This is a genomic window from Photobacterium aquimaris (assembly GCF_002954455.1).
In the GTDB taxonomy this organism is placed as follows: Bacteria; Pseudomonadota; Gammaproteobacteria; order Enterobacterales; family Vibrionaceae; genus Photobacterium; species Photobacterium aquimaris.
Genome location: NZ_MSCC01000002.1, coordinates 665,976 through 692,708 on the forward strand (window position 1 = coordinate 665,976; position 26,733 = coordinate 692,708).

General features: G+C 37.2%; 23 protein-coding genes and 1 pseudogene. 13 read left to right on the forward strand and 11 right to left on the reverse strand.

Going from position 1 to position 26,733, the window contains the following annotated elements; translation table 11 throughout:
• Nucleotides 1–508 precede the first annotated feature (508 nt).
• The 3 genes from BTN98_RS13655 to BTN98_RS13665 are packed head-to-tail and all read left to right on the forward strand — an operon-like array spanning nt 509 to nt 4,055.
• The gene (locus tag BTN98_RS13655) at nt 509–1,831 is read left to right on the forward strand and encodes a paraquat-inducible protein A (protein ID WP_061000064.1); all 1,323 of its coding nucleotides are present in this window, start codon (nt 509–511) and stop codon (nt 1,829–1,831) included.
• Between the two features lie 11 nt (nt 1,832–1,842).
• Nucleotides 1,843–3,486 carry an intermembrane transport protein PqiB gene (pqiB, locus tag BTN98_RS13660; RefSeq protein ID WP_061000021.1) on the forward strand — a complete coding sequence of 548 codons (1,644 nt, stop codon included), beginning with the start codon at nt 1,843–1,845 and terminating at the stop codon, nt 3,484–3,486.
• Nucleotides 3,486–4,055 carry a PqiC family protein gene (locus tag BTN98_RS13665; RefSeq protein ID WP_061000023.1) on the forward strand — a complete coding sequence of 190 codons (570 nt, stop codon included), beginning with the start codon at nt 3,486–3,488 and terminating at the stop codon, nt 4,053–4,055. The genes pqiB and BTN98_RS13665 overlap by 1 nt, the downstream gene beginning before the upstream one ends.
• Before the next feature lie 98 nt (nt 4,056–4,153).
• On the opposite strand, the gene BTN98_RS13670 is transcribed toward BTN98_RS13665, so the two are convergent.
• On the reverse strand, nt 4,154–4,807 hold the full coding sequence (locus BTN98_RS13670) for an HAD family hydrolase (RefSeq protein ID WP_061000025.1): 654 nt from the start codon (nt 4,805–4,807) through the stop codon (nt 4,154–4,156).
• A 177-nt stretch (nt 4,808–4,984) separates the two neighbouring features.
• Between BTN98_RS13670 and cqsA the strand changes: the two are divergent.
• Nucleotides 4,985–6,158: pseudogene (cqsA, locus tag BTN98_RS13675) on the forward strand (alpha-hydroxyketone-type quorum-sensing autoinducer synthase).
• A gap of 298 nt (nt 6,159–6,456) precedes the next feature.
• Entirely contained in the window at nt 6,457–7,608 is a 1,152-nt protein-coding gene (locus BTN98_RS13680; protein WP_061000027.1) for a M12 family metallo-peptidase, read from the forward strand.
• Between the two features lie 48 nt (nt 7,609–7,656).
• Here BTN98_RS13680 and BTN98_RS13685 read toward each other — a convergent pair whose 3' ends face one another.
• Nucleotides 7,657–9,711: a response regulator gene (locus tag BTN98_RS13685; RefSeq protein ID WP_061000029.1), complete on the reverse strand. Its 2,055-nt coding sequence runs from the start codon at nt 9,709–9,711 to the stop codon at nt 7,657–7,659.
• A 169-nt stretch (nt 9,712–9,880) separates the two neighbouring features.
• On the opposite strand from BTN98_RS13685, the gene BTN98_RS13690 reads away from it, so the two are divergent.
• Nucleotides 9,881–10,510 (forward strand): class I SAM-dependent methyltransferase, encoded by a 630-nt coding sequence (locus tag BTN98_RS13690; RefSeq protein WP_061000030.1) that lies wholly within the window; start codon nt 9,881–9,883, stop codon nt 10,508–10,510.
• Between the two features lie 52 nt (nt 10,511–10,562).
• On the opposite strand, the gene BTN98_RS13695 is transcribed toward BTN98_RS13690, so the two are convergent.
• Both BTN98_RS13695 and BTN98_RS13700 read right to left on the reverse strand, forming a co-directional pair.
• The gene (locus tag BTN98_RS13695) at nt 10,563–11,969 is read right to left on the reverse strand and encodes an amidohydrolase (RefSeq protein WP_061000032.1); all 1,407 of its coding nucleotides are present in this window, start codon (nt 11,967–11,969) and stop codon (nt 10,563–10,565) included.
• A gap of 233 nt (nt 11,970–12,202) precedes the next feature.
• Nucleotides 12,203–12,541 carry a DsrE family protein gene (locus BTN98_RS13700; protein ID WP_061000034.1) on the reverse strand — a complete coding sequence of 113 codons (339 nt, stop codon included), beginning with the start codon at nt 12,539–12,541 and terminating at the stop codon, nt 12,203–12,205.
• Nucleotides 12,542–12,794: 253 nt separating this feature from the next.
• Here BTN98_RS13700 and modA point away from each other — a divergent pair, with 253 nt between their 5' ends.
• From modA to modC, 3 genes are all read left to right on the forward strand, one after another.
• Nucleotides 12,795–13,568 (forward strand): molybdate ABC transporter substrate-binding protein, encoded by a 774-nt coding sequence (gene modA / locus BTN98_RS13705; RefSeq protein ID WP_061000037.1) that lies wholly within the window; start codon nt 12,795–12,797, stop codon nt 13,566–13,568.
• A 191-nt stretch (nt 13,569–13,759) separates the two neighbouring features.
• A complete protein-coding gene (gene modB, locus BTN98_RS13710; protein ID WP_061000068.1) occupies nt 13,760–14,449 on the forward strand; it encodes a molybdate ABC transporter permease subunit in 690 nt (229 codons plus the stop codon).
• Nucleotides 14,449–15,549, forward strand: a complete 1,101-nt coding sequence (gene modC, locus BTN98_RS13715) for a molybdenum ABC transporter ATP-binding protein ModC (protein ID WP_061000039.1) — start codon at nt 14,449–14,451, stop codon at nt 15,547–15,549. The genes modB and modC overlap by 1 nt, the downstream gene beginning before the upstream one ends.
• A 110-nt stretch (nt 15,550–15,659) precedes the next feature.
• Here the strand turns inward: modC and BTN98_RS13720 are convergent, their stop codons facing one another.
• Entirely contained in the window at nt 15,660–16,676 is a 1,017-nt protein-coding gene (locus tag BTN98_RS13720) for a DUF2955 domain-containing protein (protein ID WP_061000041.1), read from the reverse strand.
• 51 nt (nt 16,677–16,727) lie between these two features.
• A complete protein-coding gene (locus tag BTN98_RS13725) occupies nt 16,728–17,795 on the reverse strand; it encodes an HlyD family secretion protein (protein ID WP_061000043.1) in 1,068 nt (355 codons plus the stop codon).
• A gap of 114 nt (nt 17,796–17,909) precedes the next feature.
• Between BTN98_RS13725 and BTN98_RS13730 the strand changes: the two genes are divergently transcribed.
• Nucleotides 17,910–18,743: a LysR family transcriptional regulator gene (locus tag BTN98_RS13730; RefSeq protein WP_240616126.1), complete on the forward strand. Its 834-nt coding sequence runs from the start codon at nt 17,910–17,912 to the stop codon at nt 18,741–18,743.
• Between the two features lie 67 nt (nt 18,744–18,810).
• Here the strand turns inward: BTN98_RS13730 and BTN98_RS13735 are convergent, their stop codons facing one another.
• From BTN98_RS13735 to BTN98_RS13750, 4 genes are all read right to left on the reverse strand, one after another.
• Entirely contained in the window at nt 18,811–19,077 is a 267-nt protein-coding gene (locus tag BTN98_RS13735) for a hypothetical protein (RefSeq protein WP_061000047.1), read from the reverse strand.
• Nucleotides 19,078–19,243: 166 nt separating this feature from the next.
• A complete protein-coding gene (locus tag BTN98_RS13740; RefSeq protein WP_061000049.1) occupies nt 19,244–19,975 on the reverse strand; it encodes a DUF4336 domain-containing protein in 732 nt (243 codons plus the stop codon).
• A gap of 170 nt (nt 19,976–20,145) precedes the next feature.
• Nucleotides 20,146–21,489, reverse strand: coding sequence for a cation:proton antiporter (locus BTN98_RS13745; RefSeq protein ID WP_061000051.1), 1,344 nt, complete (start codon nt 21,487–21,489; stop codon nt 20,146–20,148).
• 333 nt (nt 21,490–21,822) lie between these two features.
• Complete coding sequence (locus BTN98_RS13750; protein ID WP_231730724.1) at nt 21,823–22,566, reverse strand: glycerophosphodiester phosphodiesterase family protein; 744 nt, start codon at nt 22,564–22,566, stop codon at nt 21,823–21,825.
• Between the two features lie 285 nt (nt 22,567–22,851).
• Here BTN98_RS13750 and BTN98_RS13755 point away from each other — a divergent pair, with 285 nt between their 5' ends.
• From BTN98_RS13755 to BTN98_RS13765, 3 genes are all read left to right on the forward strand, one after another.
• Nucleotides 22,852–23,430 carry a nucleoside triphosphate pyrophosphohydrolase family protein gene (locus BTN98_RS13755; protein WP_061000055.1) on the forward strand — a complete coding sequence of 193 codons (579 nt, stop codon included), beginning with the start codon at nt 22,852–22,854 and terminating at the stop codon, nt 23,428–23,430.
• A 118-nt stretch (nt 23,431–23,548) separates the two neighbouring features.
• Nucleotides 23,549–24,883, forward strand: coding sequence for an MATE family efflux transporter (locus tag BTN98_RS13760; RefSeq protein WP_061000057.1), 1,335 nt, complete (start codon nt 23,549–23,551; stop codon nt 24,881–24,883).
• A gap of 101 nt (nt 24,884–24,984) precedes the next feature.
• A complete protein-coding gene (locus BTN98_RS13765; protein WP_061000059.1) occupies nt 24,985–25,803 on the forward strand; it encodes an alpha/beta fold hydrolase in 819 nt (272 codons plus the stop codon).
• A gap of 59 nt (nt 25,804–25,862) precedes the next feature.
• Here the strand turns inward: BTN98_RS13765 and BTN98_RS13770 are convergent, their stop codons facing one another.
• On the reverse strand, nt 25,863–26,663 hold the full coding sequence (locus BTN98_RS13770) for an alpha/beta fold hydrolase (protein WP_065190105.1): 801 nt from the start codon (nt 26,661–26,663) through the stop codon (nt 25,863–25,865).
• Nucleotides 26,664–26,733: the final 70 nt, after the last annotated feature.

A 26,733-nucleotide genomic window follows, 5' to 3' on the forward strand; every position in this document is an offset into this window, starting at 1 on the left:
CGTAGTGATAGCTAATTATGTGGCATTCTACTGCTTTATAATTATTGATGAATAGTCTTTATTTGTAACAATTTCTTATGTTTTTAACTGAAAGTTACTATAAAACACTACTGCATAATAATTAGCTTTTTATGTGAAAATAGTGAAACTTAGCAGTAATTTGAGTTAGAAGGTCGTCTTTAGATATCTGTTGAAATGATGAGAAGTCAAATCTACTACAGTATTAATTGAGAATACTGCTATAATGTATACCGTTCAAAATGAGCTCTAATAAGTAGACTAGTATTGGATAGTACTGAATCAGAAAGCATAGATAATACTATTTATTTAAATTAAATTTATTTATAAACCAGTTCGAATTGATCTGCGATAGTTTGCTTGTATGTGTTTGTTTTTAAAACAATGCTTAGAATGTCAGTGAATTATACCATCAGATTTTTGTTATAGGTGATGTACGTTGAGTAATGAAATTAAGCCCGCACGAGAGGCGATTGACGTGCAACAATCAATGATGGTTGCGTGTGAAGAGTGTGGGTTAGTCGTTGATATCCCTGATTTAAATGAAGGTGATAAAGCAACCTGCCCTCGATGTGGGCATACATTAACTAAGGCTGTTAGTTTACCTTTTCAACGTCCAGTTGCTTACGGTATTGCTTGTTTGTTGATGTTAGTCTTGAGCCTGTCTTTTCCATTTCTCTCTTTTACAGTTAATGGTATGGGGCATCAAATTACACTGCTAAATGCAGCTGAAACATTGCAACATTTTGAAAATAGTGTATTAGCTATTTTATTAATGGTAACTGTTCTTGTTTTTCCAGCAGTATATATAATGCTGGTGTTATATCTTTATTATCATGCTCATAAAGTAAAGAATGTTGGCCATGTTGTTCATGCTCGCGCTTGGATAAAATTTTTATGTCGGATCATATTTACTATTCAACCTTGGCTAATGGTTGATGTTTTTTTAATTGGCGTTTTAGTCAGTCTGGTAAAAATTTCTGCATTAGCACATATTGGTTTAGGTAACTCATTTTGGGCTTTTTGTCTTTATAGTGTGTTAGTGGTCAAATGTGTGTCATTAGTTGATAGAACCTGGTTGTGGGATCAGTTCTTTGCTATGAAACATGTAGATGGTGTACGTGCGGGTGATACCCATTTAGATCATAATCATGTGGGTTGTCATGCCTGTAATCAAATTAATCCATTACCAACGTCGCATAAAGCACGATGTTTACGTTGCGATAGTCAATTACATGTTTTTAACGCTAACCTGTCATTACAATATTCGTGGGCTTATTTACTCGCATCGATAGTGTTTTATATTCCCGCCAATTTATATCCAATGATGTATACCGTGAGTTTAGGGCAAACTGAAGGTTCAACAATTCTTGGTGGCGTTGTTTTACTTTGGAAAATGGGATCATGGCCGATAGCGTTAGTAATATTTATAGCGAGTATTTTTATTCCTATGGCAAAAATGTTTACCTTAGCATGGCTTTATTTTTGTGCTGGTAAACGCGCTAATGACTCAAGTTATGTCGCTATTAAACGGTTAAAATTATACCGCTTAACAGAATTTATTGGCCGTTGGTCTATGGTTGATATTTTTGTGGTTGCTATCTTAGTCGCTTTAGTACAGTTACAAAATGTGATGGCAATTTCACCGGGTCCGGCAGCGTTATGCTTTGCGACGGTGGTGATCTTTACGATGTTATCTGCGATGAATTTTGATCCGCGGATATTTTGGACACCAAAAAATAAACCATGTAAGCAAGATTCAGAGTTAGATGCTCCTGAATCCAATTCAGAAGTGCCTAGTGTACATAAATGAGAAAGCAGATTATGAGTGATAACCAGCCAGCAGAGGCAAAAGTACAACGTTTGAAACAAGTTTCACCAATATGGATAGTTCCATTAGTCGCACTCGCTATTGGTATTTGGATGTTTGTTCAATACCTTAATAGCCAAGGACCTGTGATCACGATTCGATTACCAAATGCATCGGGTATTGAAGTTGGAAAAACAGCGATTAAATCGTTGAATGTAAAAGTTGGTGTCGTTACAAAAGTTCAATTAAGTAAAGATTACAGCTATATCACCGTGACTGCCCAGATGAACAATGATACTGGCCGCATGCTTAAAAATGACACCCTATTTTGGGTGGTTAAGCCGCGCATAGGTAAAGGGGGAGTGTCTGGCTTAGATACATTGCTCTCTGGTTCATACATTGAAATGCAACCTGGCGAAGGAAAGAAAGATAAGAACCATTTTGTTGCTTTAGATGTCCCTCCTGTTGCGCCTGCTGATGCGAAAGGTTTACGGGTTATTTTAACTAGCCGTGAAGCGGGTAAATTAGGCGTTGGTGATCCGGTTCTTTATGATGGCTTTACTGTTGGTCGTGTAGAGAAAGTCAGTTTTGATATCAATAGTAAGCGTGCAAATTATCAATTATTTATTTTTGAACCTTATGATAGTTTGGTCCGTACTAGCAGTAATTTTATTTTAGCTTCTGGTGTACAAGTGCAGATGGGTGCTGAAGGCTTTAATGTAAAAATTGGATCTTTAGAGTCATTAATAACAGGTGGTGTGACATTTACAACACCGGCAGATGAGCAAGGTACGCCACAACTTAAGCAAAAAGCCTATTACCGCTTATATGATACTCGTACTGCTGTACGTGAAAAAATGTTTGAGCAGCACCTTGATTTTGTGATGCTGTTTAGTGAATCGATTCGAGGCTTAAAAGCCGGTGCTCCGATTGAGTATCGTGGTATTCAAATTGGTACAGTACAAAAAGTGCCTTTACGTTTACCTACCAGCCAAGAAGGTTTTACTAGTAAGCAAATTCCAGTATTGGTGCGCATTGATTTAGGGCGAGTTTATGATCGTTCAGATGAAGGTACACTTGCATCATTGAAAGCAAACCTTGAAAAAGAATTTAAGCAAGGTCTACGTGCAACATTGAAAACTGGTAATTTATTAACAGGTGCATTGTATGTTGGTACTGATGTTTATAAAGCAGAAAAACCTATAAAATTAATGACCTATGATGGCTATGAGGTATTCCCAACTAAAGCGGGTGATTTGGCTGAAGTACAGAAGCAGTTAACTAATTTGCTGAATAAATTTAATAAGTTACCGGTTGAAGATACGTTAAATTCAATGACAGCGACATTAAAAGCATCTGAGAAAACAATGGCGACGATGCAAAAAACGATTAACGATTTAGACCGATTACTAAAGCAAAAAGATACTCAAGCATTGCCTGGTGATGTACGTGCAAGCCTTAAACAGATCCAAACAACCCTAAATGGTTTTGGTCCTGATGCTGCACCATATCAGAATCTTGAAGGTGCGTTAACTCGTTTTGAAGCTGTTATGACAGAGCTTCAACCGGTGTTACGTCAAATCAATGAAAAGCCAAATTCACTTGTGTTTGGTGATGAGAAAACAAAAGATCCAGTACCTGTTGGAGGTCGTAAATAATGAAAAAATGGTTTGTCATCGCAGCAATTACGTTAGCCGCTAGTGGTTGTAGTAGTGCGCCTGAAGGCGTAAATACATTCTTATTACCAGCAGGAAAGACGCTAACAGTATCGCACGCAACTAATCAGCCATTATTGATTGTACGTCCTGTTGAGGTAGCTGCCCATTTAGCGGGTAATGGTTTGGTTTATCAGACCTCGGCAACTGAAATGGTTGAAGCCCAACAAAATCTATGGGGTGAGGCATTAGCAAAACAATTAACGCGTCGTATCACTCATGATTTGCGTCAAAAGCAACATCACCTATGGGCAACACAATTAACCCCGACATTATCAACCGCGGGAGAGTCACGATTACAGGTACGTATTAACCAGTTTAATGGTGTATATACAGGTGTCGCTAATGTAGCCGGTGAGTGGATGATTATTGGTGCGAATGGTAATTTGCAAACAGTGCACCCATTTGAGTTTAGTGTGCCACTTGCAAAAGATGGTTACAGTGCGCAAGTTGAAGCATTATCAACTGCTGTTGGTGAGTTAACCACACAGATAGCAAATGCAGTGAAGTAACGCATTTACTTGTTCTAAGCTAGACTGACGAAAAAAGCCCACCGGTTAATCATAACTGGTGGGCTTTTTTATTGACTGTAAGCGTTATTATCTATTGATTAAACGGCATTTAAAAATGTTAGGGCTTCATCCATAGTATTAAAAATATGATGCCCTAATGCGCGCGTATAAGTATCAGGTTCAACTAAATCGATAATTTGTAGGGTTGTCATATTAGCAGCAACGGCAGCTTTCACACCGTTGTTTGAATCTTCAAAAGCAAGGCATTGTTGAGGATCAATATTTAAGCGTTGCGCTGCGAGCAGGTATATTTCAGGGGCTGGTTTACCATTAATGACCTCATCACCACTGGTTATATGTGAAAAATATTGAGTCAGCCCAGCTAAATGAAGTTTTTTGTGTGCTAATGCATTATGGGTTGATGTCGCAACGACCATAGGAATCTTCTGTGCTTGTAGCCACTGTAATAACTCGATGACACCATTTTTTACAGGAATAGCTTGGTGTTCAACGACGGCAAGATAATGTTGCATCCAACGGGGATGAAAAACAGCATAATCTAAGCTATCGCCATACCCTTGTTCAATAATCGGTTTGATGCCAGCTTGATTACGGCCAATAATATTGAGATAAATATCACGTTTAAAAGGGATATTCATTTCAATACATGTTTGCTGAAATGCTGTCATGCAGACTTTTTCAGTATCAAGCAATAATCCATCCATATCAAAAATTGCGGCATTATATTTCATCATTTTCTCAGTGTAATTATTTTTTCATATATTTTCTCATATTATTAAATTACAAAATAGATTAATTAAGCTCAGATAACATAAATAAATAGTTGTTTATTGTTATATTAATAAATAATATACCAGTGTTATTTATAATTGTATGAATAACGTTATTTTAATAAAAGGTATATATCAATGACCATTCATAATTCAGCTAAAATGCTACCAGAATTTATAAAAAAAAATTGAACTTCATCTAGAGGAGCTTATTTACCCACGAAAAAATCAACAACATTTAGTTTTAGGGAAAAAGCCTACAGATAATGGGGTGTTATTACAAAGTAATGATTACCTGGCAATTTCAAATCATGATTATATCCGTAAAGTATATATTGATGCATTACGTAACAATAAAAAAGATGTTGTTATGTCAGCAATATTCCTACATAAAGAGGATGATCATTCATTTGAACATCAACTTGCTGATTACACAGGTTTTGAGCATTGTATTTTATCGCAGTCAGGATGGGCCGCTAATATTGGATTAATCCAGACGATTCTACCAGTTAATATGCCTGTTTATATTGATTTCTTTGCGCATATGTCTTTATGGGAAGGCGCACGGATTGCAGAAGCACAAATTCATAGTTTTTTACATAATAATATTCGTCATTTAGAAAAGTTGATTAAACGTAATGGGCCAGGGTTGATCTTAGTTGATTCGGTCTACAGTACGCTTGGTACCGTAGCACCATTAACTGAAATTGTCGCATTAGCTAAACAATATGGTTGTGCTATTTTAGTTGATGAATCGCACTCTCTAGGAACTCATGGACCACAAGGTGCAGGGCTTGTTGCAGAATTAGGGTTAACGGATGACGTTGACTTCATAACTGTTAGTTTAGCAAAAGCGTTTGCTTATCGTGCTGGGGCGATATTGTGTAGTCATAAAGTAGGGCAAGCATTACCGTTTGTAGCACGACCGGCTATTTTTAGTTCTGCTTTATTGCCTCATGAAATTGCGGTATTACAAGCGACATTAAATGTCATAAAAAACAGTGATGATCGTCGTTCACGATTAGTAGAACAAGCCGATAAATTACGTTATGGGTTGATTAAACTTGGATTTACTATTCAAAGTCAGTCACAGATTATTGCCCTAGAAACAGGCACTGAAACGAATACTGAAATTATGCGTGATTATTTGGAAGATATGAATGTTTTTGGTTCTGTTTTTTGTTCACCAGCAACACCAAAAAATAAAAACTTAATTCGATTCTCAGTGAATAGTGAATTAACAGATAAAGAGATTAATATGATATTAAATGCGTGCTCCATGATGAATATTAATTTTAAGCAAGTCTCATAATAATAGCTAATATATAGTAATAGTTTAAAACATAGTATTAACTAATTAAATGGTATTAAGCCTGCTAATAGTATTTAGTAGGCTTATTTGTTTTTTGTGAATTAATTGTATTTTTTATTCTAATGGTGTTTTAAATGCGTTTTTCGTCTGATAATAATCTTTCAGGGAATATTTTAAATATAAATAAAATTAAATGTTGATATTGTTTTTAGCCTCTGTAGTATTTAATTACATTAAGAAACAAATAGAATTCACTTCATTAAATAAGCGATATTGTATTATTTAAAAAAGGATAATCATGCAAAAGAAAAAATTATGCTTATTACTAGCAATGTTCACTGGCACTGTAAATGCAGCTAATTTTGAATCACCATTAATTTTACCAACTGATTTATCAAACCAGCCAACCGCTTCACAGTGGGTTGTTGGTCATTATCAAAATATCGTGCAAGCAAATAAGGTATGGGATCATTATAATATTGATATTCATCTAGTACCTGCAACAGTGAGTTATCTTGATTATTCTTATGCCACAATTGAAGAAGTATCTGAAGATATTGAGCAAATGATACAGAATGATCCAAGTATTATTAAAAATACATTAACCACATTTGCAGCACAGCCATCAAATACTACCAAAGGCCACGCACGTTCACCGATGGGAGATGAAGATTTCGCAGAAATGAACAACACGCCATTAGTGTTAAGTGCCGATAGTGTTATTAATAAGCGTTATCAATTTGTATATGCGCATGAGGTTGGCCACACTTTTGGTGCTAAACATACCAAAGCCAATGCTGTCAATAGTACTCAAGAACTATTTAAAAATGGCTATGGCACTAAGCAATGTAATGCTGAAGGTACAACCAGCTTAATGTCAGGTTTCACCAGTTATAATAACGCGAATGGTTTACCATTTATGAATGGCCAAGCAGGCTGTGATCAAGGTATTGCTGATGTTGCTACACTCCTTAATCATAGTGCTAGCAAAAAAGAAAACCTCACGTCGTTAACTGGTGTACAGACATTAGTTGCTTCACCACGTGAAGATATCAATGCTCAACAATTTGAAATTACCCTTACTAGAAGCAAAGATATTGATAATGCACAGCAAGCGACTGTTTATGTTGCAACCAAGGTGCATGGTGATAAGCAAGCGGCATTAGCGCCTATAGATGTTAACTTTACTGCTGGTAGTAAAACAACAGTAGTAACGCTGCCTTTTGATCAGGTATATCCATTATTTGATAATGCCGATACTAATCAAGGTACGTATTTAGTAGCCGTTACGAATGATGAAGTGATGCCAGCGAGTATTAATTTATTAGACTCTAATACGCAGTGGCCTCAAAATAGTGATAATGGTGGTGGCTCTGGCGGCAGTTTATCTCTATTTTGGATGATGATGATGTCATTAGTTGTTTACGGCCGACGTAAACTGGCGAACTAATTCAGAGTGCAAAGTAGGTATAATCATTTATACCTACTTTGGCTAATACTATGTTTGAAGCCATTTATTGACAGTGTGCAGCAATATTGCTTTTGATGTTGGTTTTAGAAGTAAATCAGTCATACCCACATTGATGAAAGATTCCTTTTGGTTTTCATCTAATGATCCAGAATAACAAATAATAGGTATATGTTGGTGTGCATGGTATTTATTATTGGTTCTAATTTCTTTGGTTGTCTCAATACCTGACATCACTGGCATTTGTGAATCTATTAGAATCAAATCAACCGTAGCTTCTTGTAAATAATTGAGAGCATTAAGCCCATTATCAGCCTCTACTACGTCATAACCAGCATTCTTTAGTAAAATGCCAGAGTATAAGCGTAGTGAAACATTATCATCAACAATCAGAATTCTATTTTTAGAAACACGAGTAGGCGATGGCTGGCTATTATTAGGTTTTCTTTTATTGAATAATTGGTTTATAAGTTTTTTCTGCAACCCTTCAATATGGTTATATTCAAATAAATATGGTTTGTATGTGTCAGACAAAGTTATTTTATTATCATAATCTGTATGTGAAATAAAAATAATGTTAATTATTGTGGTATTAATTTTATTTTGTATTTTTTTTAGCAAATGGTGATTAACAGAATTTATATCAATAATAATACAGTCATAAGTATCGCTATCAATATCTACAATATTATGTGGCGAGTTCTTTTTACGGTGAAGCGTAAAATTATAAAAAAAGGCAAGATGATTGAGATCAGATAATATCTTACTTTTATTACCTATATACAGTACAGATTTCATCGCCATTAGATCATATTTAATTTTATCTATAATAGGGGATGAAACGCTAGGTAAACGAATGATAAATGTAGTTGATACATTCTCTGTTGAGTAACATTCAATTTTTCCAGCAAAGGCATCTATTACTTTTTTACAAAAAGAAAGCCCTAACCCAGTATTGTTCTTTTTTCCTGAAGTATAATATTCTGCAAATATATTTTTAATTAATGTTAAAGGGATACCTTTACCGTAATCTTTAACACTAACAATGGTTTCATTTTTTTTGCTATACACAGAGATGAATATTTTAAAATTGGTTTTTTCTTTATAATAAAAAGAGTTTTTTAATAAATTAAAGAAAACATAACGAAGAAGAATATCATTGCCAAATAAAATGTTGTCTTTGTTTATTTGAAAAAAAACTAAATCTCGATCGCTTTTTGTTTGATAGCCATATACGTCAAGCGTATCGTTAATAACATCAGCAATAGAAAGATGATGAAAAGAATGAGGTGATATTTTTTGACTATCAATAGAACTCAGTAATAGATTAATTGTACTGTGGCCATTATTTATAATTGAAATATTATCTTTAATTATATTGCGTAGTTTAGTTATTTCCGCGTTAGATATTAGACGATTATGCTGAGGATCATCAGTTAAACTTTCAGGTAATAGTTCTAACAAGACTTCTTGAGATGCATATAAAGCACCAAGAGGGTTACGCATTTCATGGGCAATACCACTACTAAATGATTGTGAAAACAGTTGCTTACTTTCAATTTCTATTCGGTTGCGGTAATTAAAACAGATGCCAGTAAAGTAAGAAAAGCTAAATACAACAACGTAAGAATAATGAAAACCATGGCTAATATTCCCTATAGTCAGATAGCCGATGAGAGCTGCGGTACATGCGGCTATTGCGGTAGAGATAAGAATAAGTAGCCAATCATAGATAATTATAATTGATAAAAAAATGGCAGCCATAAAAGACATGATCCATTCAATTGACCATTCATTACGGATCATCATATAACAAAAGAAAAAAGGTAGTCCAAAACAGATAGTAAAAACAAAATGCTTCTCTTTATAGCGCAAAAAAAGCTTAGGCATATAATCTTTAATGGCAAATGGTACAAATAGCAGCATACAAACTAAGCGTAATGGCAAATTTTCATAGGGCTGAGGGAAAAGATAAGTCCAAATGAAATAGTATGCGGGAAAACCAATACTACCAAATAGCCCAATAATAAAAAGGTTCGGTTCAATATAGCGATAAGCTTCAGCTATTCTTTTGTTGGTTCTCATTAGTGTTCATATGCTAATTGGTGGCTATTGTTAATATTATCTTTATCACTATTTATTAGCAAGTTTTTACATTTGTTTAGGCTGATTGAAAACAATAAAGAGCGGCTTAAGCCTCTGCTTGTGACCTTTTACATGCTATGGTGATCATTTATGATTGCGAAGAGTATTTATGTCTTTTTTTAGCGCTTTGTTTTATGACAAAGTAATGCAATATACTGAACAAGCTTGTTTGATTGAATGGCGTAGAGCATTACTTGAAAATGTAGATGGCAATGTGTTGGAAATAGGTGCAGGCACAGGAGCGAGTTTAGGCTTGTATCCGTCTAAACCATCGTTAACACTCTATTTAGCTGAGCCCGATCAGCATATGCGAATGCAGTTACAACAAAAACTCCAATCACAATCTGAGATGAAAGCGACAGTATTATCATGCTCAACGGAATCTATTGAAGCTGATGATGATTTTTTTGATTATGTATTTGTGTCGTTAGTATGTTGTTCAGTGAAAGATGTTGCTGCATCTTTGCAAGAAATTAAGCGAGTATTAAAACCAACTGGGCGGTTTATTTTCTTAGAGCATGTTGCCGCTGAACCTGGATCTCAGTGCTATCATTGGCAGCAACGGCTAAATTTTATTTGGCGTCGAGTAGCGGATAATTGTCACTTAAATCGAGCTACTGAACAATCGATCACTGATGCTGGATTTGTGATTGAAGAAATACAATATGAAAAAATGCAAAAAATGATAGCGGTTGTGCAGCCAACGATTAGAGGTATTGCACGCATAGCATGCGAGTGATTAAAATAGAAAAGAGTGCAATACACTCTTTTCTACCACAACTGGTGTAAATTTATTGTACAATTTCGCCGCTTTCAACGACCGCTTTACGTACGATATCTGCAAATTTTAATGCTTCATCTCGCACTGTTTTCTCATTAACAGTAAGAATATTACGGTCTTCCATTAGCAACTTACCGTCAACAACTGAGTGTTTAACATTGGTCGCGTAAGCTGAATATACTAATGCTGAATAAGGATTATAAACTGGGATCATATTTGGTGCTTTGGTATCAATAACAATGATATCAGCTAGCTTACCAACTTCTAAAGAGCCAATTTTATCTTCCATATGTAAAGCACGTGCTGCACCAATCGTTGCCATTTCAATCACATTAATTGGAGGCATTGCCGCACGATCTTTATTAACCAGTTTATGTACTTTTGCTACTTGGTTAAATTCATCAATGGTGCTTAAGGTATTACCAGACATTGGACCATCAGTACCTAGACCAATTCGTAATCCGTCATTAAACATCTTTAATGCTGGTGCTACACCTTTGGCTGATTTGATATTCGCACTCATGTTATGAGCCACACCCACATCATGTTTTTTTAAAATAGCGATATCTTCATCGTTAGCATCAATAACGTGGGCTGCTAAGAAGTTAGCGTTTAATGCGCCAATTGATTCCATGTATTGAATTGGCGATAGACCACCTGAACGCTTGGCAATAACTTCACGCTCACGATCAGATTCAGCAAGGTGCATCATCACAGGTACATCGTGTTTAAGTGATAGTTTAGCAATGGTTTGCAGTGTTTCGGTTGAGTTAGTGTATGGACCATGCGGTGCAAATGCAGGAGTAATGCGTGGATGGTCTTTATATTGCTCAATAAAATTAAGGGTATACTTAATACCATCTTCCGGTGTTTTTGCACTTGCAACAGGGAATTGAATAATGGTTTCGCCTAAGATCGCACGCATGCCGATTTGATCTACAGTTTTAGCAACTTCATCTTCAAAATAATACATATCAGCGTAAGTAGTGACGCCGCCTTTTAGCATCTCCACGTTACCAAGTTGTGCACCAATACGAACCATATCACGCGAAACCAGTTTTTTTTCTAATGGGAAAATATAACGGTGTAAACGATCGGGCACATCATCCGCCATTGAACGGAAAACCGTCATCGAAGCATGAGTATGGGAGTTAATTAGACCTGGCATAACAATATCGCCATCAGCATCAATTATTTTAGCGGCTTTATATTCACTAATGTTTGTACCATCAGTAACAGCATAGATCTTATTGCCTTTGATGGCGACTAAGCCATTATCAAAGACAGTTTTGTCTTGATCCATGGTGAGAACAGTCGCGTTTTTTATTAACAAATCGACATTTTCGATGGCATAAGCAGATGCGCTAATAAGTGAAGTGGCAGCTAAAGAAACAGCAAGTAACGTTTTTTTAAACATGATGTATTACCGTGACGATGGATTTTTGCCGATAATACAGTGCAATAAATGAATGAAAATAACTATTTCACGGATTACTTTTATTTGTGATCGAGATCTTGTTGACAAGGTTGATTTAACAAATAAAAGGTATAAAGATGCTCAATTTCAAAAATAGTAATCGATTGCTTTTAGAATACTCAATCATACAGGATTTAAAATTGAACACCTTGGTATGTCTTTTTAGATTGAAGTTAAGGTTTAAGATACCCAAACCCTTGATGCTGTCGAAGAGCAACTTCATAGGCACCAGAGGGTACTATTTCGATGCCGTCAAGAAGCTGTTTAGGACTAATAGTTAATGCAGTCAGCGAATGGTGACATACAGTGATCATGACATTATGGTGTAGGAAATCGTTAATAATCTCGGTTTGTTTATTTTGTGCCAGCATTGTAGACGTCACAAGAGCGGGAGTTTCTCCGTTTAATGCCAATTCAATGATTGCTGTGTTATCCATTGCAATGATGTTTTTGACATTATTTAACGCAATCTCCCAACGTTCAGCTTGGTTAACATGGATCAGAATTTTCATATACTACTCACTATATTATGTAGTAAAAACCACTAATTATTTGATTGATAATATGCCTATTTTTGTGCATAGAAATCGTTAATTATAAAAAACTTATTTTGTTAAATTTATCTCTTTCTTTATTGTAATAGAGAGTAAATGCGGCGGTGATAGTTACCGAAGCTTAAATGTGGGTGGTGATATTAGTATCAAGTTATCCTTGGTAAATTTCGATGTATACATTACTATATATCGAAATCGTTTGGAGTCTGTTATGTCATTAAAATCTGCTGTTATTACCGCCGCTGTATTATCTCTTTTTGCACAACCTGCTTTAGCTGCTGAGAAAGTGACGGTATTTGCTGCGTCATCGCTTACTAATGCACTTAATGCAATTGCTGCGAAGTATCAACAGCAAACGGGTGTTGAAACCACGTTATCATTTGCATCATCATCAGCATTAGCCCGCCAAGTTAGCCAAGGTGCGCCGGCTAATATTTATCTATCAGCTAATGAAAAGTGGATGGATTATGCGCAGCAGCAAGGGGCAATTGTAGCTAAGACTCGTAAAGATATTGTTAAAAATAGCTTAGTGATGGTCGCACCATTAGCGTATCCACAGAATAAGATCAAAGTAAGTGCGAGTTGGAATTTAGCTAAAGCATTAGACGGCACACGTCTAGCGGTCGGGGACCCTAATTATGTTCCTGCCGGTATTTATGCAAAACAAGCATTAGAATCATTAGGGGTATGGAAACAAGCACAGCCATTATTAGCCAGTGCAAATAATGTCCGTTCTGCATTAGTGCTAGTTGAGCGTGGTGAAGCGCAACTAGGAATTGTGTATAAAACAGATGCTGAGATTTCTAAAAAAGTAAAAACAGTGTATCAATTCCCCGCAGATTCACATAAGCCGATTGTCTACCCAATGGCATTAGTGAAAGGCAATGTTACTCCAGCAGCAAAAGGGTTTTATCAGTATCTACAGCAACCTCAAGCTGCAGCTATCTTTAAATCTTATGGTTTTGATCAGGTTACACAGCAATAATTAGCGACAATGCTCATTTGTGAATGAACAATAAAGGTACTGAGTGAAAACTAAGTGCCTTTTATATTTTTACGTGATTATGATTAAAAAGACGGCGAATAAAGCACAGAAATCAAATCATTGCTGACTGAAAGTCAATGATTACCTATGCTATTGCTATAACGAATCAAAACGCTACAGGATTGTTGTTAGTGCTCACTGAATATGAATTACAAGCGTTACTATTAAGTTTGAAAATTGCCAGTGTGGCAGTGTTCTTCAGTTTACCGTTAGGCATTGGTTGTGCGTGGGTGTTAGCACGACGTCAATTTTGGGGTAAATCCTTATTTGATGGGCTGATCCATTTACCTTTAGTGTTACCACCAGTGGTCATTGGTTATTTATTACTGATCACTATGGGCCGTCAAGGTACGATTGGTAAATTGTTATATGAATGGTTTGGTTTTAGTTTTAGCTTTAGTTGGCGTGGTGCAGCATTGGCAGTGGCTGTAGTATCGTTCCCATTGATGGTTCGTTCAATTCGATTAGCATTGGAAGGGGTAGATAAGAAGCTAGAACAAGCAGCACGTACTTTAGGCGCATCGCCTATGCGAGTGTTTATTACCATTACTTTACCGTTAATGATTCCAGGGATCCTAACTGGCACTATTTTAGCCTTTGCACGTGCGTTGGGTGAATTTGGCGCGACGATCACTTTTGTGTCTAATATTCCTGGTCAAACGCAAACCATTCCTTTAGCAATGTACTCCTTTATTGAAACCCCTGGTGCAGAAAGTGAAGCGGCTCGCCTGTGTGTGGTTGCCATTATTATCGCATTATTATCACTATTTGCCTCTGAATGGCTAACACGTATTGCCAGAAAACGATTAGGGGCAGCGTAATGAACACTAACATCGACCAAAAACGACTCAAAATGTGTTTTACTCAGCAACTTGGAGATCTGGCATTAGCGATTGATCTTGATGTGCCGATGCAAGGGATCACTGCTATTTTTGGTCGTTCAGGGGCAGGTAAAACCTCGTTAGTTAATATTCTAAGTGGGCTTAGTCATCCCGATAATGGCTATATACAGCTTGGTGAGCGGGTATTGTTTAATAGCCAACAAGGGATCGCATTAAGTGCTGATAAACGTAATATCGGCTATGTATTTCAAGACGCTCGCTTATTTCCACATTATACCGTTAAAGGCAATTTGAATTACGGCGTTAAGCACCCAGACCAACAGCATTTTGATGATGTGGTTAAACTGTTGGGGATATCATCATTATTACAGCGTTATCCGGCTTCACTCTCTGGCGGTGAAAAACAGCGTGTGGCAATAGGGCGCGCATTACTGACCAAGCCCGATATGTTGCTAATGGATGAACCGTTAGCTTCACTTGATATGCCACGTAAACAAGAGCTAATGCCTTATTTAGAAAAATTAGCGAAAGAAGTAAATACGCCGATTATTTATGTCACTCATAGTTTAGATGAGATCTTACGGTTAGCTGATTCAATGGTGATGCTTAATCAGGGTAAGGTATTAATTTCAGGTCATGTTAACTCGGTGTGGAGTTCACCTGAAATGCGTCCTTGGTTACCAGCAAAAGAGCAGAGTTCGTTGCTGAGCGCGCGAGTGAACCTTAATCATCCACGTTATGCACTTACTCAGGTGATGCTTAGTCATGATGCTTCATTGTGGGTAACACAATTGCCTCATCAACGAGGGGAATGGGTACGTGTTCGAATATTTTCTAACGATGTTTCAATTGCGCGCCATTATCCTCAAGCCAGCAGTATTCGTAATATTCTTGCGGCTCGAGTTGATAAAATTCATTATGCTGATGATGAGAAGGTTGAAGTAAAATTGCGTATTGGTGAGACGCATTTATGGGCCAATATTACCGCATGGGCTGCAGATGAATTAGCTCTTAAAGTGGGTGATCAAGTGTTTGCTCAGATTAAAGGTGTCAGTGTAACCAAAGATGACTTGGCGTAATAAAAATAGTGTATTAAGCCTCCAACGTTGGAGGCTTTTTTATCGTCTTTATATTCTGTTTTTATGAGGTAATTGTTGAAACAACCAACGTCTGGTTGTTTCAACAATTATTATCGGTGCCCAAAAGATTCATCAGGTGATTTGATCACACGGATAAGAAAATGATGAATAATCCAGATCATCACAGAAGTTAAAACAACCGCAACAACAATAGAGCTAAATCGATAAAAAATAGCATATACAGCATCTTTTTTATTGGGAATTAATGAACTGGTAAGCGGTACAGTTAATGCTGACATTGCCGAAAAAGCAATACTCGATTTAATTGTGCCAAGTGATAGCCAAGAGCAGAAAAAACCCGCAGCAATAGCATAAGCCATAATAAAGAGTATGCCGTTATCAGACCATGAATAGAGTCCGACTTGAATAATTAACCCAGCTAAACACCCCAGAAAAGTACCAATAATACGTATTTTAGCAGCAGCCAATGAACCAATTAAGGTCATTGGTGCTAGTACAATAATAATAGAGGCTTGGGCCGATAATGAGTCATTAAGATCGCCGACTTGAAATACCACAAATGCCAGCATGGCAATGATCCATCCTAGTGCGGTTTGTCTTATCATACCGATATGGTCGTAACGTTGTGCATCGTGAGTTGTATCGACTGCCTGTTCAACGATGGGATCTGGGAATAAAAAATAGGCCAAAGCACAAATAGGCACAGTAACAAGTGCACAGCACCACAAGGTAATTGAAAAGTCTTCCAAATCAAAGCTGCTATAGCTGGCAAAATTGAGGGCAATTGAGCCGACAAGTAAACCGACAAAGCCAAATAAATAACTGCTTTTATGGCTCATCGCAATACACTTTTCGAGGAAAAATATTCCTACTACAACCGTTAACAGTAAGGGCGATGATTGAAAAAAACCATTAATAAAGCTGACTTCAATCGTGACCCAAACAACGCCAACGATGAGTTGCTGAAAACTATTCCAATGCCAATGATCGGCATTTGTCATAATAATTATTGGTAATAAGGCTGCGAAAAATCCATATGACCAGCCAAATATCATCGTAATAGCTAGACCAACGACACAGCCAAACCAAAGTCGCATTGTTTTCATAAGTAGTGACTCCGTAAATTCATTACCATGCGTATTAATGGCGCAGTTGAATTAGTAAATAAAATGCAGTGCACTGGCGATACGGATTTCAATTTTGGCTAATAATTGCCATATAGGATCATGTTGTGGGTAGACAACAACTGTTGCACGAGAGCCAACAAAGAGTTGTGGAGGCAATGGTTGTTGGCTGGTGAAATTAACTCGTACTCGTTGTGCATCACGGACCCAACGGTTACTGGTGTCGATATGCGTAAGATGACCATTAGCCATTTGCTGAGCAGCAGCAACACCGTAATCACGATTATTAACGGTCAATGGAAATACTTGACCAGGTAAAGCGTCATAAGCGACATAAGCTTTTGAATGGTCATGGAAGTTAGCAATAGATTTTTCTCTAAAATCCGCCGTTACCCACATTGAATCTGTAGGAATAAAAGTCAGCATCGGTTGATTGGCATTTGCCATAGTACCGATATCTACTTGAAGATTAGTGATCACACCATTACTAGGAGCAATGACATCAGTATGGGCTAAATTCAGTTTTGCCTGCGCTAAGGCATTTTCAGCTGCTAAGACGATAGTACTTTGACCTAGTTTAGGCCCCAGTTGGGTGTTGATTACTACTGCTTGTTGCTTTGCCGCGGCTAAGTTAGCCAGTGCTGTTTCATTTTTTGCATAAGCATTGTCACGCATTGATGCTGAAACAAGATTTTTTTTGGCTAACTGATTTATACGGATAAAGTCACGATGAGCATTATTATAATTAGCTTGGCTGGTGGCAATATTAGCCTTAGCTACATTGGCTTGTGCATATAACCCTTGTTCTTGTTGGTGAGCTTGCTCTAATGCAACTTGTGCTTCATCAACGGCTAAACGATACTTTTTATCATCAATACGAAATAACAACTCGCCTTTGGATACGGGTTGGTTATTTTTAATATCGACTTGGGTAATTGTTCCTGATACTTGAGGCGCTATTTGTACAACATAACCTTGAACACGACTTTCACTGGTTAATGGAACGTATCTATCAGCAATAACAATATAAGTCATCAGTAGAATAAAAAGCACAATAAGGCAACGCATCCAACGTTGAAAAGTGGTATGAGAATTAGGCATAGAATATTCCGGTGGTCATGATCAAGCATTCAGTATAAAAATATTGAGCTTGATTAAATACTGCAACAAATGTGACACTTACGTACTAAAAATAGGACAATAGTGGATATTTTGATGAAAGCATCAATGGATGACCTGTATTTATTTATGCTAACAGTAAGGCATGGTGGTATTAGTGCGGCTGCGACAGTGCATGGATTACAACGTTCAAAAGTCAGTCGTCGGTTGCAAGAATTAGAAAAAGCGCTTCATTGTCAGTTACTGATCCGTACTACGCGTCACATAGAATTAACTGAAAATGGGCGCTTACTGTATCAACATATCAGCCAACCATTAACGGATGTTAATCATGCAATCAATTTACTTGAAAGCCAGCAAAATAGTTTACAAGGCACATTACGATTAGCGGCGACAGCCTCTTTTATTTCATCTCCGATGTTTGCTGAAGTATTAAATACCTATGTTAGCCAATTTCCATTGGTGAGGTTGGAATTAGTTTATTTGCAAAAAAGTGTTGATTTAGAAAGAGAAAATATTGACTTGCAGTTATTGCCAAATATGGTTGAAATTATTAACCATGATTATGTACAGCAAACATTCTTAACCTCGACCAATGGATTATTTGCATCACCTGCTTATTTACAGCAGCACTCAGAGCCTAAAAATATGGCAGAGTTGCAGCAGCATTGGTTATTAACCAGCAGTTATAATGCGACTTTATTGCCGGAAGGATCCAAAATACGACTGGTATCAGAAGATATTAATATGATTCAACATATGGCAAGTTTAGGGCAGGGTATAGGATTATTACCGACTATTTTAATGCGGGAATTTTTACAGCAAGGGAAATTAGTTCAAGTGTTAACTGATATTAATTACTCCGATATTATGATGACCTTAGTTTACCCATCGCGGCGTTTTTTACCTGAAAAACGCGCGCAATGGTAACGTTATTACGCCAGAAATTTGCAGAAGAATAATATTAATCAGCGTCAGTGAATATACCAGTGTCGCGTTATTTTATTTCTCGCGTAAATTTTAGTTTTTCTACAGCGGCAACCCAAGATGGGCGATTAATATAATGGCCGATGATCAGTGCCGGAATAATAAAAGCAATATGTAATACTGCAAGTTGAGCATTTGATGTTGCTAATACCGTATCACCACTAACATAATTGAATAATGCAATGGTACCGAAAATCAAGCCAAGCACACTAAGGATAAAAAATCCAACCACACTAAGACCGAGAATATCACGAGAATAAAGTTTCAATAAGTTCATTAATTAACTCCTAAACTCTAGCGACTGAGCATAATAAATATCGCTATGGGTGTTGTTATCATTATTATAATTACTATGCACGTTTAGAGTAGTGGCGATATTGATCTTGCACATAAATTGATATCTATTGTGGCCTATCTATTTAAATAATCGATATATAGCTTATTTATGCTTTTTTGGTGGTGGTAATCTTTATTTTATGTGCCATTAACCAACTGAATGCATTCGAGAAATGTGCTTTGGCATTATTATCAATGACTTTCCCATGTGACAGAATAATACGCTCAAAAGGCCAAGTGAGAATTTCTTGAATTGATTGTCGAAGTTGGGTGTGGTTTTGAAAAGTAATACGCCAATACCACGGCATTGCTGGTTTAAAGTAGCAACCATTGAGAACCGCAATAGCAAACGTCAGTGGGTGACGGCTTTCTACCATCCATGCTAAAGCATCACCTAAAATAAGCGTTTGTGAATGAGGATCACAAAAAGCAATTTCCTCCATCGTATCACTGCCGCGAATAACGGTTTGCAGTAATTGTCCTTGCCAATGATAGGGTGTTTTATTACCAAGGGCATCATCAAAGGTAAGATCACTGCGTTTATGAATGAGTCCTGGCGGTGCATAAAAATAGGCTTGAGGATAAGCGAGCCACCAATCAGAAAGATAAATATTATGACTTTTATTCGGGGTGACCACGTAACCAACATCACCTAATTGGCTAATCTGTCGCTGTAGTTTTTGGGTAATATCAATAGGAGAGTGGATAAAGAGTTTATTGTTATTCAATCGAATTATTGTCATTCGATGGTCAATTGGCGCACCTGCAACGCGGTATGGCATCGTGCAATACCAAATGCGATCTTTGCTCCATTCAACGAGAGTGCAATCCTTGCTCATAAGCGTCATAACGGTTAATTAATAAGTAATGATCATCATATGATTAATTTTCCAGTGGTCAACATTTTTATTACATTAATGTTTAATTTCAGCAACCTTGGAATAAAAAGGCCACCGTTATTGGCGGTGGCCAGTATGCTGATTAACGATTAACGATTAACGATTAACGATTAACGATTATCGGTATCAGATGTTGATGGCTCTGTGGTTGAGACGCTATCAGCAGCAGTTTGCTCCATTTTTTCTTGTTCAGCTTTTGCTTGATAAATCATTGGGGTAATTGTGGAACCCTGGACAATGATTGAGAAAATCACCACGGCATAAGTCATTAATACAATGATTTCTTTAACATCAATATCAGGGCTAAACCCAATCGGTATTCCGGTTGGAATCGCCATTGCCATTGCTAGCGCTAATCCGCCACGTAATCCTCCCCACGTTAATATTTTAATCGATAGTGGGTTATAGCGACGGTGGCGGCTAAATACTTTATAAGAGTATTTAATCGTTAGATAACGACTTAGCAATACTAGCGGTATTGCAATCACCACTGCCAAAATATCAATAAAGTGGAAACTAAAGGTGATCATCATAAAGCCGATCAGCAAGAATAAAATCGCGTTTAAAATTTCATCGGCCAGTTCCCATAAATGTGAGATCTGGTGAGAAGCTTCTTTTGATATCGTATTACGGGTCCAGTTACCAATAATAATACCCGCAATAACCATCGCAAGCGGTGCTGAAACTTCAATATGCTCACTTACCACATAACCAAATGTTGGAATTAAAATGGTTAAAATTAAGCGGAACATATTGTCATGTGAGGTTTTAATTAAGAAATGGAATACCACCCCAAGTACTGCACCAAACGCAATACCGCCTAATGCTTCACGGATAAACAGCAGTGCAGTGCTTGATACCGTAGGAGCAGTTTTACTAAATGCGATTTCAAACAGAGTAACAAAAATAACTAAGCCAACACCGTCATTAAACAGCGATTCACCTTCAATTTGGGTCGAGATCCGTTGAGGTGCATTGAGTTTTTTGACAATGGCCAATACCGCAATTGGATCGGTAGGTGAGATGAGTGAGCCAAATAAACAACAATAGATAAAATCAACATCAATGGTGCAAATTTTAAACAGCACCCACAACACAGTACCAATAAAGAAGGTTGAGAAAACAGTACCAACAAGTGCTAGAAATGATATTTCAAACTTTTGATCTTTAAGGTGAGGTAATTGAATATTTAATGCTCCACCAAAGAGGAGGAAACCCAGTACTCCTTTGAGTAGGAAATCATCAAATTTTACACCTTGTACCATTTGAATCAGTGCATGTTCATCATTCAATGGTATATAGCCTAATTTACTCAATATTAAGAGAATAAATGATATTGCTATTGACCAGCCAGTGATGGCAATGGTCGGCTGAAACTTACCGATACGGTGATTAATAATAGATATAAGGATAGCAATAGCTGCCATTATACAGATGGTGTCATAAGCTGACATGAATAGTGTACTCCACTAGATATCAAATAAGTTGTCGTTCGACGGTTGTTAGCATAATTATCTGATTTTGTGTGTAATAAAAGAGAGTTATAAATAGAATGATAATAATTTATATTCTCTATAAACATATAGTTACATTTTAATTAGATCAAGCGTAAATTGTTTGTATTATTTTGGAATGTAAGGTTGCGATTTTAAGTGTAAATAATAGCTATCTTAATCATAGGTTAACAATGATTAATGAAGAGTGAATAAACAAGAGGGGGAAAGGATGTGTTGTAGCGAGTCAATCATTTAAAATAATTGACCCACAAACAATATCTTAGGAAGTAGCTATTGGTTATTTGTTGCTGAAATGAATAAGCCAGGATCATCACTAATAATAGTGCTGACGCCCCAACGAGTAAATTTCTCTACTTTTTTAGGATCATTCATGGTCCATATTTGGAGCACTTTACCAGCATCAGTGATTTCTTGTGCAAGCTTTTGATTAAGTAAATGATGATCTAAATGAATACTGTAGAGATCAAGCTTAGCATCTAAGCGGGCAATATCGGGCACCCAGTCTTCAATAATCAGTCCACGGCGAACTTCTGGCCATTGTTGTAAGCAGTACTTTACTGCGTTGTAAGAGAAGCTAGAAAGAATTAAGCGTTCAGTATCGAAACCATAGTCTTTAATCGCTTCAATCGTTTTACGCACTTGAAGTTCGACTTCTTCTTCATAATGGACTTTGATTTCAAGATTGAGATTTAATCCGTAATCGTCACAAGCTTGCAGTAACTCAGTTAATGTTGGAATTGTTTCGCCTGCAAATTCAGTTGCAAACCAGCTTCCAGCGTCTAATTGCTTTAGTTCATTGAGTGTTTTATGGCGTACACTTCCAGAACCATTAGTACAACGACGAACACTTTTATCATGAATAATGACTGGGATTAAATCATCACACAGTTGAGTATCGGTCTCAATCCATGTTGCGCCAGCATCAGCTGCGGCTTTCATGGATATTAATGTGTTTTCTGGGGCGACTGCACGAGCGCCACGGTGACCTGCAATCATCACTTCTCCAACATACATATTATTATCTCGCTATAAGCATTATCGTAGAAATTTTATTGGCTTTACTTTAATTCGCAAGTGATTAAATACGAATAATGATATCTCAATTGTTATGTTTTAGCGTCGTCTAACAATAGTTAAGTCTATTTTGTCATCAAGCTAACGATTTTTAAGTAATTGGTTTTGTATCTGGTAAAGGATTGGATTAGTATCTTCGACCGTCGCGTGATTTTGTTGAGAGCATTAGTTTGATGATCAATCTACAATCCCGCCAGCCTTTAAACCTGAAACAAGGATATTCGAATGAAGCTTTCTACGCTAGACCAACCCCTTTTCGATCACCTTTACAGCGATATTCGAGAGTTTCGTTCCACCTTTGATTTAGATATTGAAAATCCAGCCAGTCTTGATGCACAAGCAGATGCCTTACATACCTCATTAGCAGTTGAAGAAATGACGGAACTGGCTGAAGCTGATTCTTTAGTTGAGCAAGCCGATGCCATTGTTGATTCAGTGTATGTATTAATGGGTCGTTTGGTTCATTTAGGCGATAAAAAAATTGGTGATAATATTGGTATCAGTTACTTAATTGATATCCTTTTACAAATGTCTGAGCGTCTAGGTTTTAACTTTATTGATTGTTGGAATGAAGTTCATTCAAGCAACATGAGCAAAGTATGTCGTAGTCAGCAGCAATACGACGAAACAGAAGCTTTCTATGCTAAGCAAGGTGTTGTATTAGTGGCAAGCACCAAAGGTGATTATATTATTGCTAAATGTGCACAGGATGTAGATGTCGATGGTAAACTTATTCGAGCAGGAAAAGTGTTGAAATCGGTTTATTATCGCCCAGCAGATTTAGTAAAATTAGTTATACGCTAATTAATGCTTCAAGATTACTTCTGATCCTCGCTATGGCGGGGATTTTTTATTGGTATTGAGTACAAGGTTGTGGCTTGACACTAGATATTTATATAAAAATTTTATTTAAGTTACTATTATGAATCAAAAAACACGTACTCATTTCGAACCCCATGGCTTAGCTCATCAATTGTTCACCATGACGTGGCCGATGTTATTTGGTGTACTGTCGCTAATGAGTTTTCAATTAGTAGACAGTGCCTTTATTGGTCAGCTAGGTATTCTACCTTTAGCTGCGCAAGGGTTTACTTTACCAATGCAAATGTTAGTTATTGGTTTGCAGGTTGGATTAGGCATTGCGACTACAGCATTAATTTCACGAGTGTTAGGCAATAATGATCATCATCGTGCTCGTCAACTCGGTGGTGTGGTGGTGATTATTGGCGATCTCGGCATTATGGCATTGTGTACTGCAATCTGGTTTGGTCGTCATCAATTACTATGGTTGCTTGGTGCTCCATCTAATGTGTTTGCGGTCATTGATATTTATTGGCCGGTATGGCTAGCAAGTGCTTGGTGTGGCTCGATGGTGTATTTTGCGTATAGCATTTGTCGTGCCAATGGTAATACTTTGTTACCAGGTATTATGATGGTTATTACCAGTGTGCTTAACATTGGTTTAGATCCATTATTCATGTTTACTTTTAATATGGGTATTAATGGCGCAGCATGGGCAACGATTGCCTCGTTCACTATGGGCATGTTGGTGGTTTATCCGCTGTTAATTAAACGCCAATGGTTGAGTTTTGACTGGCGAGGATTAGCGATTTATAAAGCGATTAAAGAATTACTTCATATTATGGCACCGGCGATGTTAAGCCAATTATTACCGCCAGTTTCAGCGATTTTAGCGACTAAATTAGTGGCTGGTTTTGGTGCCGCAACAGTTGCAGCTTGGGCATTAGGATCACGACTGGAATTCTTTTCGCTGGTGGTGGTACTTGCGCTCACTATGTCAATGCCACCTATGGTTGGGCGTTTGCTGGGACGTAAAGACATCGCCAGTATTGAAGCGTTAATCATGATAGCAGTGCGATTTGTGCTGCTATGGCAAATTGCGATTGCCGCAGTGCTATTTTTGAGTGCACAACCATTAACACAGCTATTAACCACAGACACCTCAGTACAACACATCTTAATGATTCATTTAACCCGTGTGCCTATCAGTTTAGGGGCATTGGGTATTTGTATGTTGATGGTGTCGGTTTGTAATGCAATGGGGCTACCAATGCGTGCATTGCTGATTTCTGCATTACGATTATTTGTGTGTTATTTACCAGTGCTATGGCTTGGAGCCCATTTAGCGGGCTTATCAGGGCTGTTTACTGGAGCAATGATCGGTAATATAGCGGCTGGATTATGTGCTTGGGTATTCTATCGTCAAGGACTTGCGCATATTCGAAATAAATACTGAGTAACATCAATGGCGTAGTTGTTACGCTAGTGTGTTGTAATAACGCAGTGTAATAATTCATCCATATTAATCAAAAATGTTAACTAAAAAGGATACCAACAATGCAAACGTTCGCTATTGATGGTCAGCAGATGACTTATCGTGATCAAGGTACAGGTCCTGTACTGGTCTTTGGTCATAGCTATTTATGGAATAGTGAAATGTGGGCCCCACAAATCGAGGTATTAAGTCAACATTATCGTTGTATTGTGCCTGATTTTTGGGCTCATGGAGGCTCTGATAGCGCGCCGATAGCAACGCGTACCTTACGTGACTATGCTGATAATGTATTAGCACTACTTGATCATTTAAAGATTGAAAAATTTGCGATGATTGGATTATCTGTCGGTGGTATGTGGGGCGCTGAGTTAACGCTCAAAGCACCTACTCGCGTAACAGCTTTAGTATTGATGGATACATTCTTAGGCTATGAACCGGAGGTGCTACATGCGAAATATTTTGCGATGCTAGATACGTTACGCGATCAGCAACAAGTTCCTGCAGCATTGATTGATATGATTGCGCCATTATTTTTCCGTCGTGACGGTCACCTTTATAATCCACAATTAGTGAGTGATTTCCGCGATCATTTATCAAACTTGCAAGGGGATCGTGCTATCGCCGTATCTGACATGGGACGCATGGTGTTTGGTCGTCGTGATACCTTTGATGATATCGAACAACTAACGGTACCAACATTAATTATGTCAGGTATTGAAGATAACCCGCGTCCACCGCTGGAAGCGCAATTAATGCATGATGCGATTGATGGCAGTGAATACGTGCTTATTCCAGATGCTGGACACATCAGTAATTTAGAACAACCACAATTTGTAACCGAACAATTACAGCGTTTTTTAAGTAACGTATTAGCCGCTTAAAATACGTTAATTGACACCAGTGAGGCACTAATACCTCGCTGGTTTTTTTTATATATATTCTAGTTGGCTAATGATGTTTGACTATGCTGTTGAATAAAGTCAATAGAATAACGGTTAAATGCTTCTGGCTGCTCAATATTACACACATGACCACAATTAGCGAGTTGGGTTAAAACACTATTTTGATGACGTTTAATCATCTCTTTTACTGATTTAAGAAACATATAATCATGTTCACCCATTAGATAGAGGGTGGGAATCATGAGTTCTTTTTCTTTAAAGTATTTCATGATTGGGTTAACGTCAGTAGCAAGTTTAAACCAGCGCTTAAATTCTTTTTGACATAACTTCTTAGCTTCACGAATAAATAAATGCCTTGATTGGCGCTGATTTTTTTGTGGCATAACTACATAAGCAAACAAACGGTATAACCACATATAAGGCAGAATATGTTTACTGATATTTCCCAGTTTTATCAATAATTGAGAACGGGTATTTAGCCGTGTAACAGCGCCACCAAGGGTCATTGTTTGTACTCGCTCAGGAGTAAGTTCAGCTAAATGACGAATAATAATAGTACCTAATGAAATACCAACAAAATGGGCAGATTGAATTTTGAGATGATTAAGTACATCAATAATATCTTTAGTCACCATTTTAAAGGTGTAATTATTATTTATCATGTCTTGAAACATAGTATTAGATTTACCATGGCCACGTAAATCGAGTAACAATAAATTAAAATGCTGTTTATAGGCTTTTATTTGTTTAAACCATATTGCAGAGCTTCCGCCAGCACCATGTACAAAAACAACCCATTCTTTGCTTTTTTTATGCGAATATGTTTTGTAAAACAGCATGTTATTCAATTTGCTTTCCTTGCTATAGAATGACTTCGTATAATAGCATGACAATGAATATTAGCGTTTG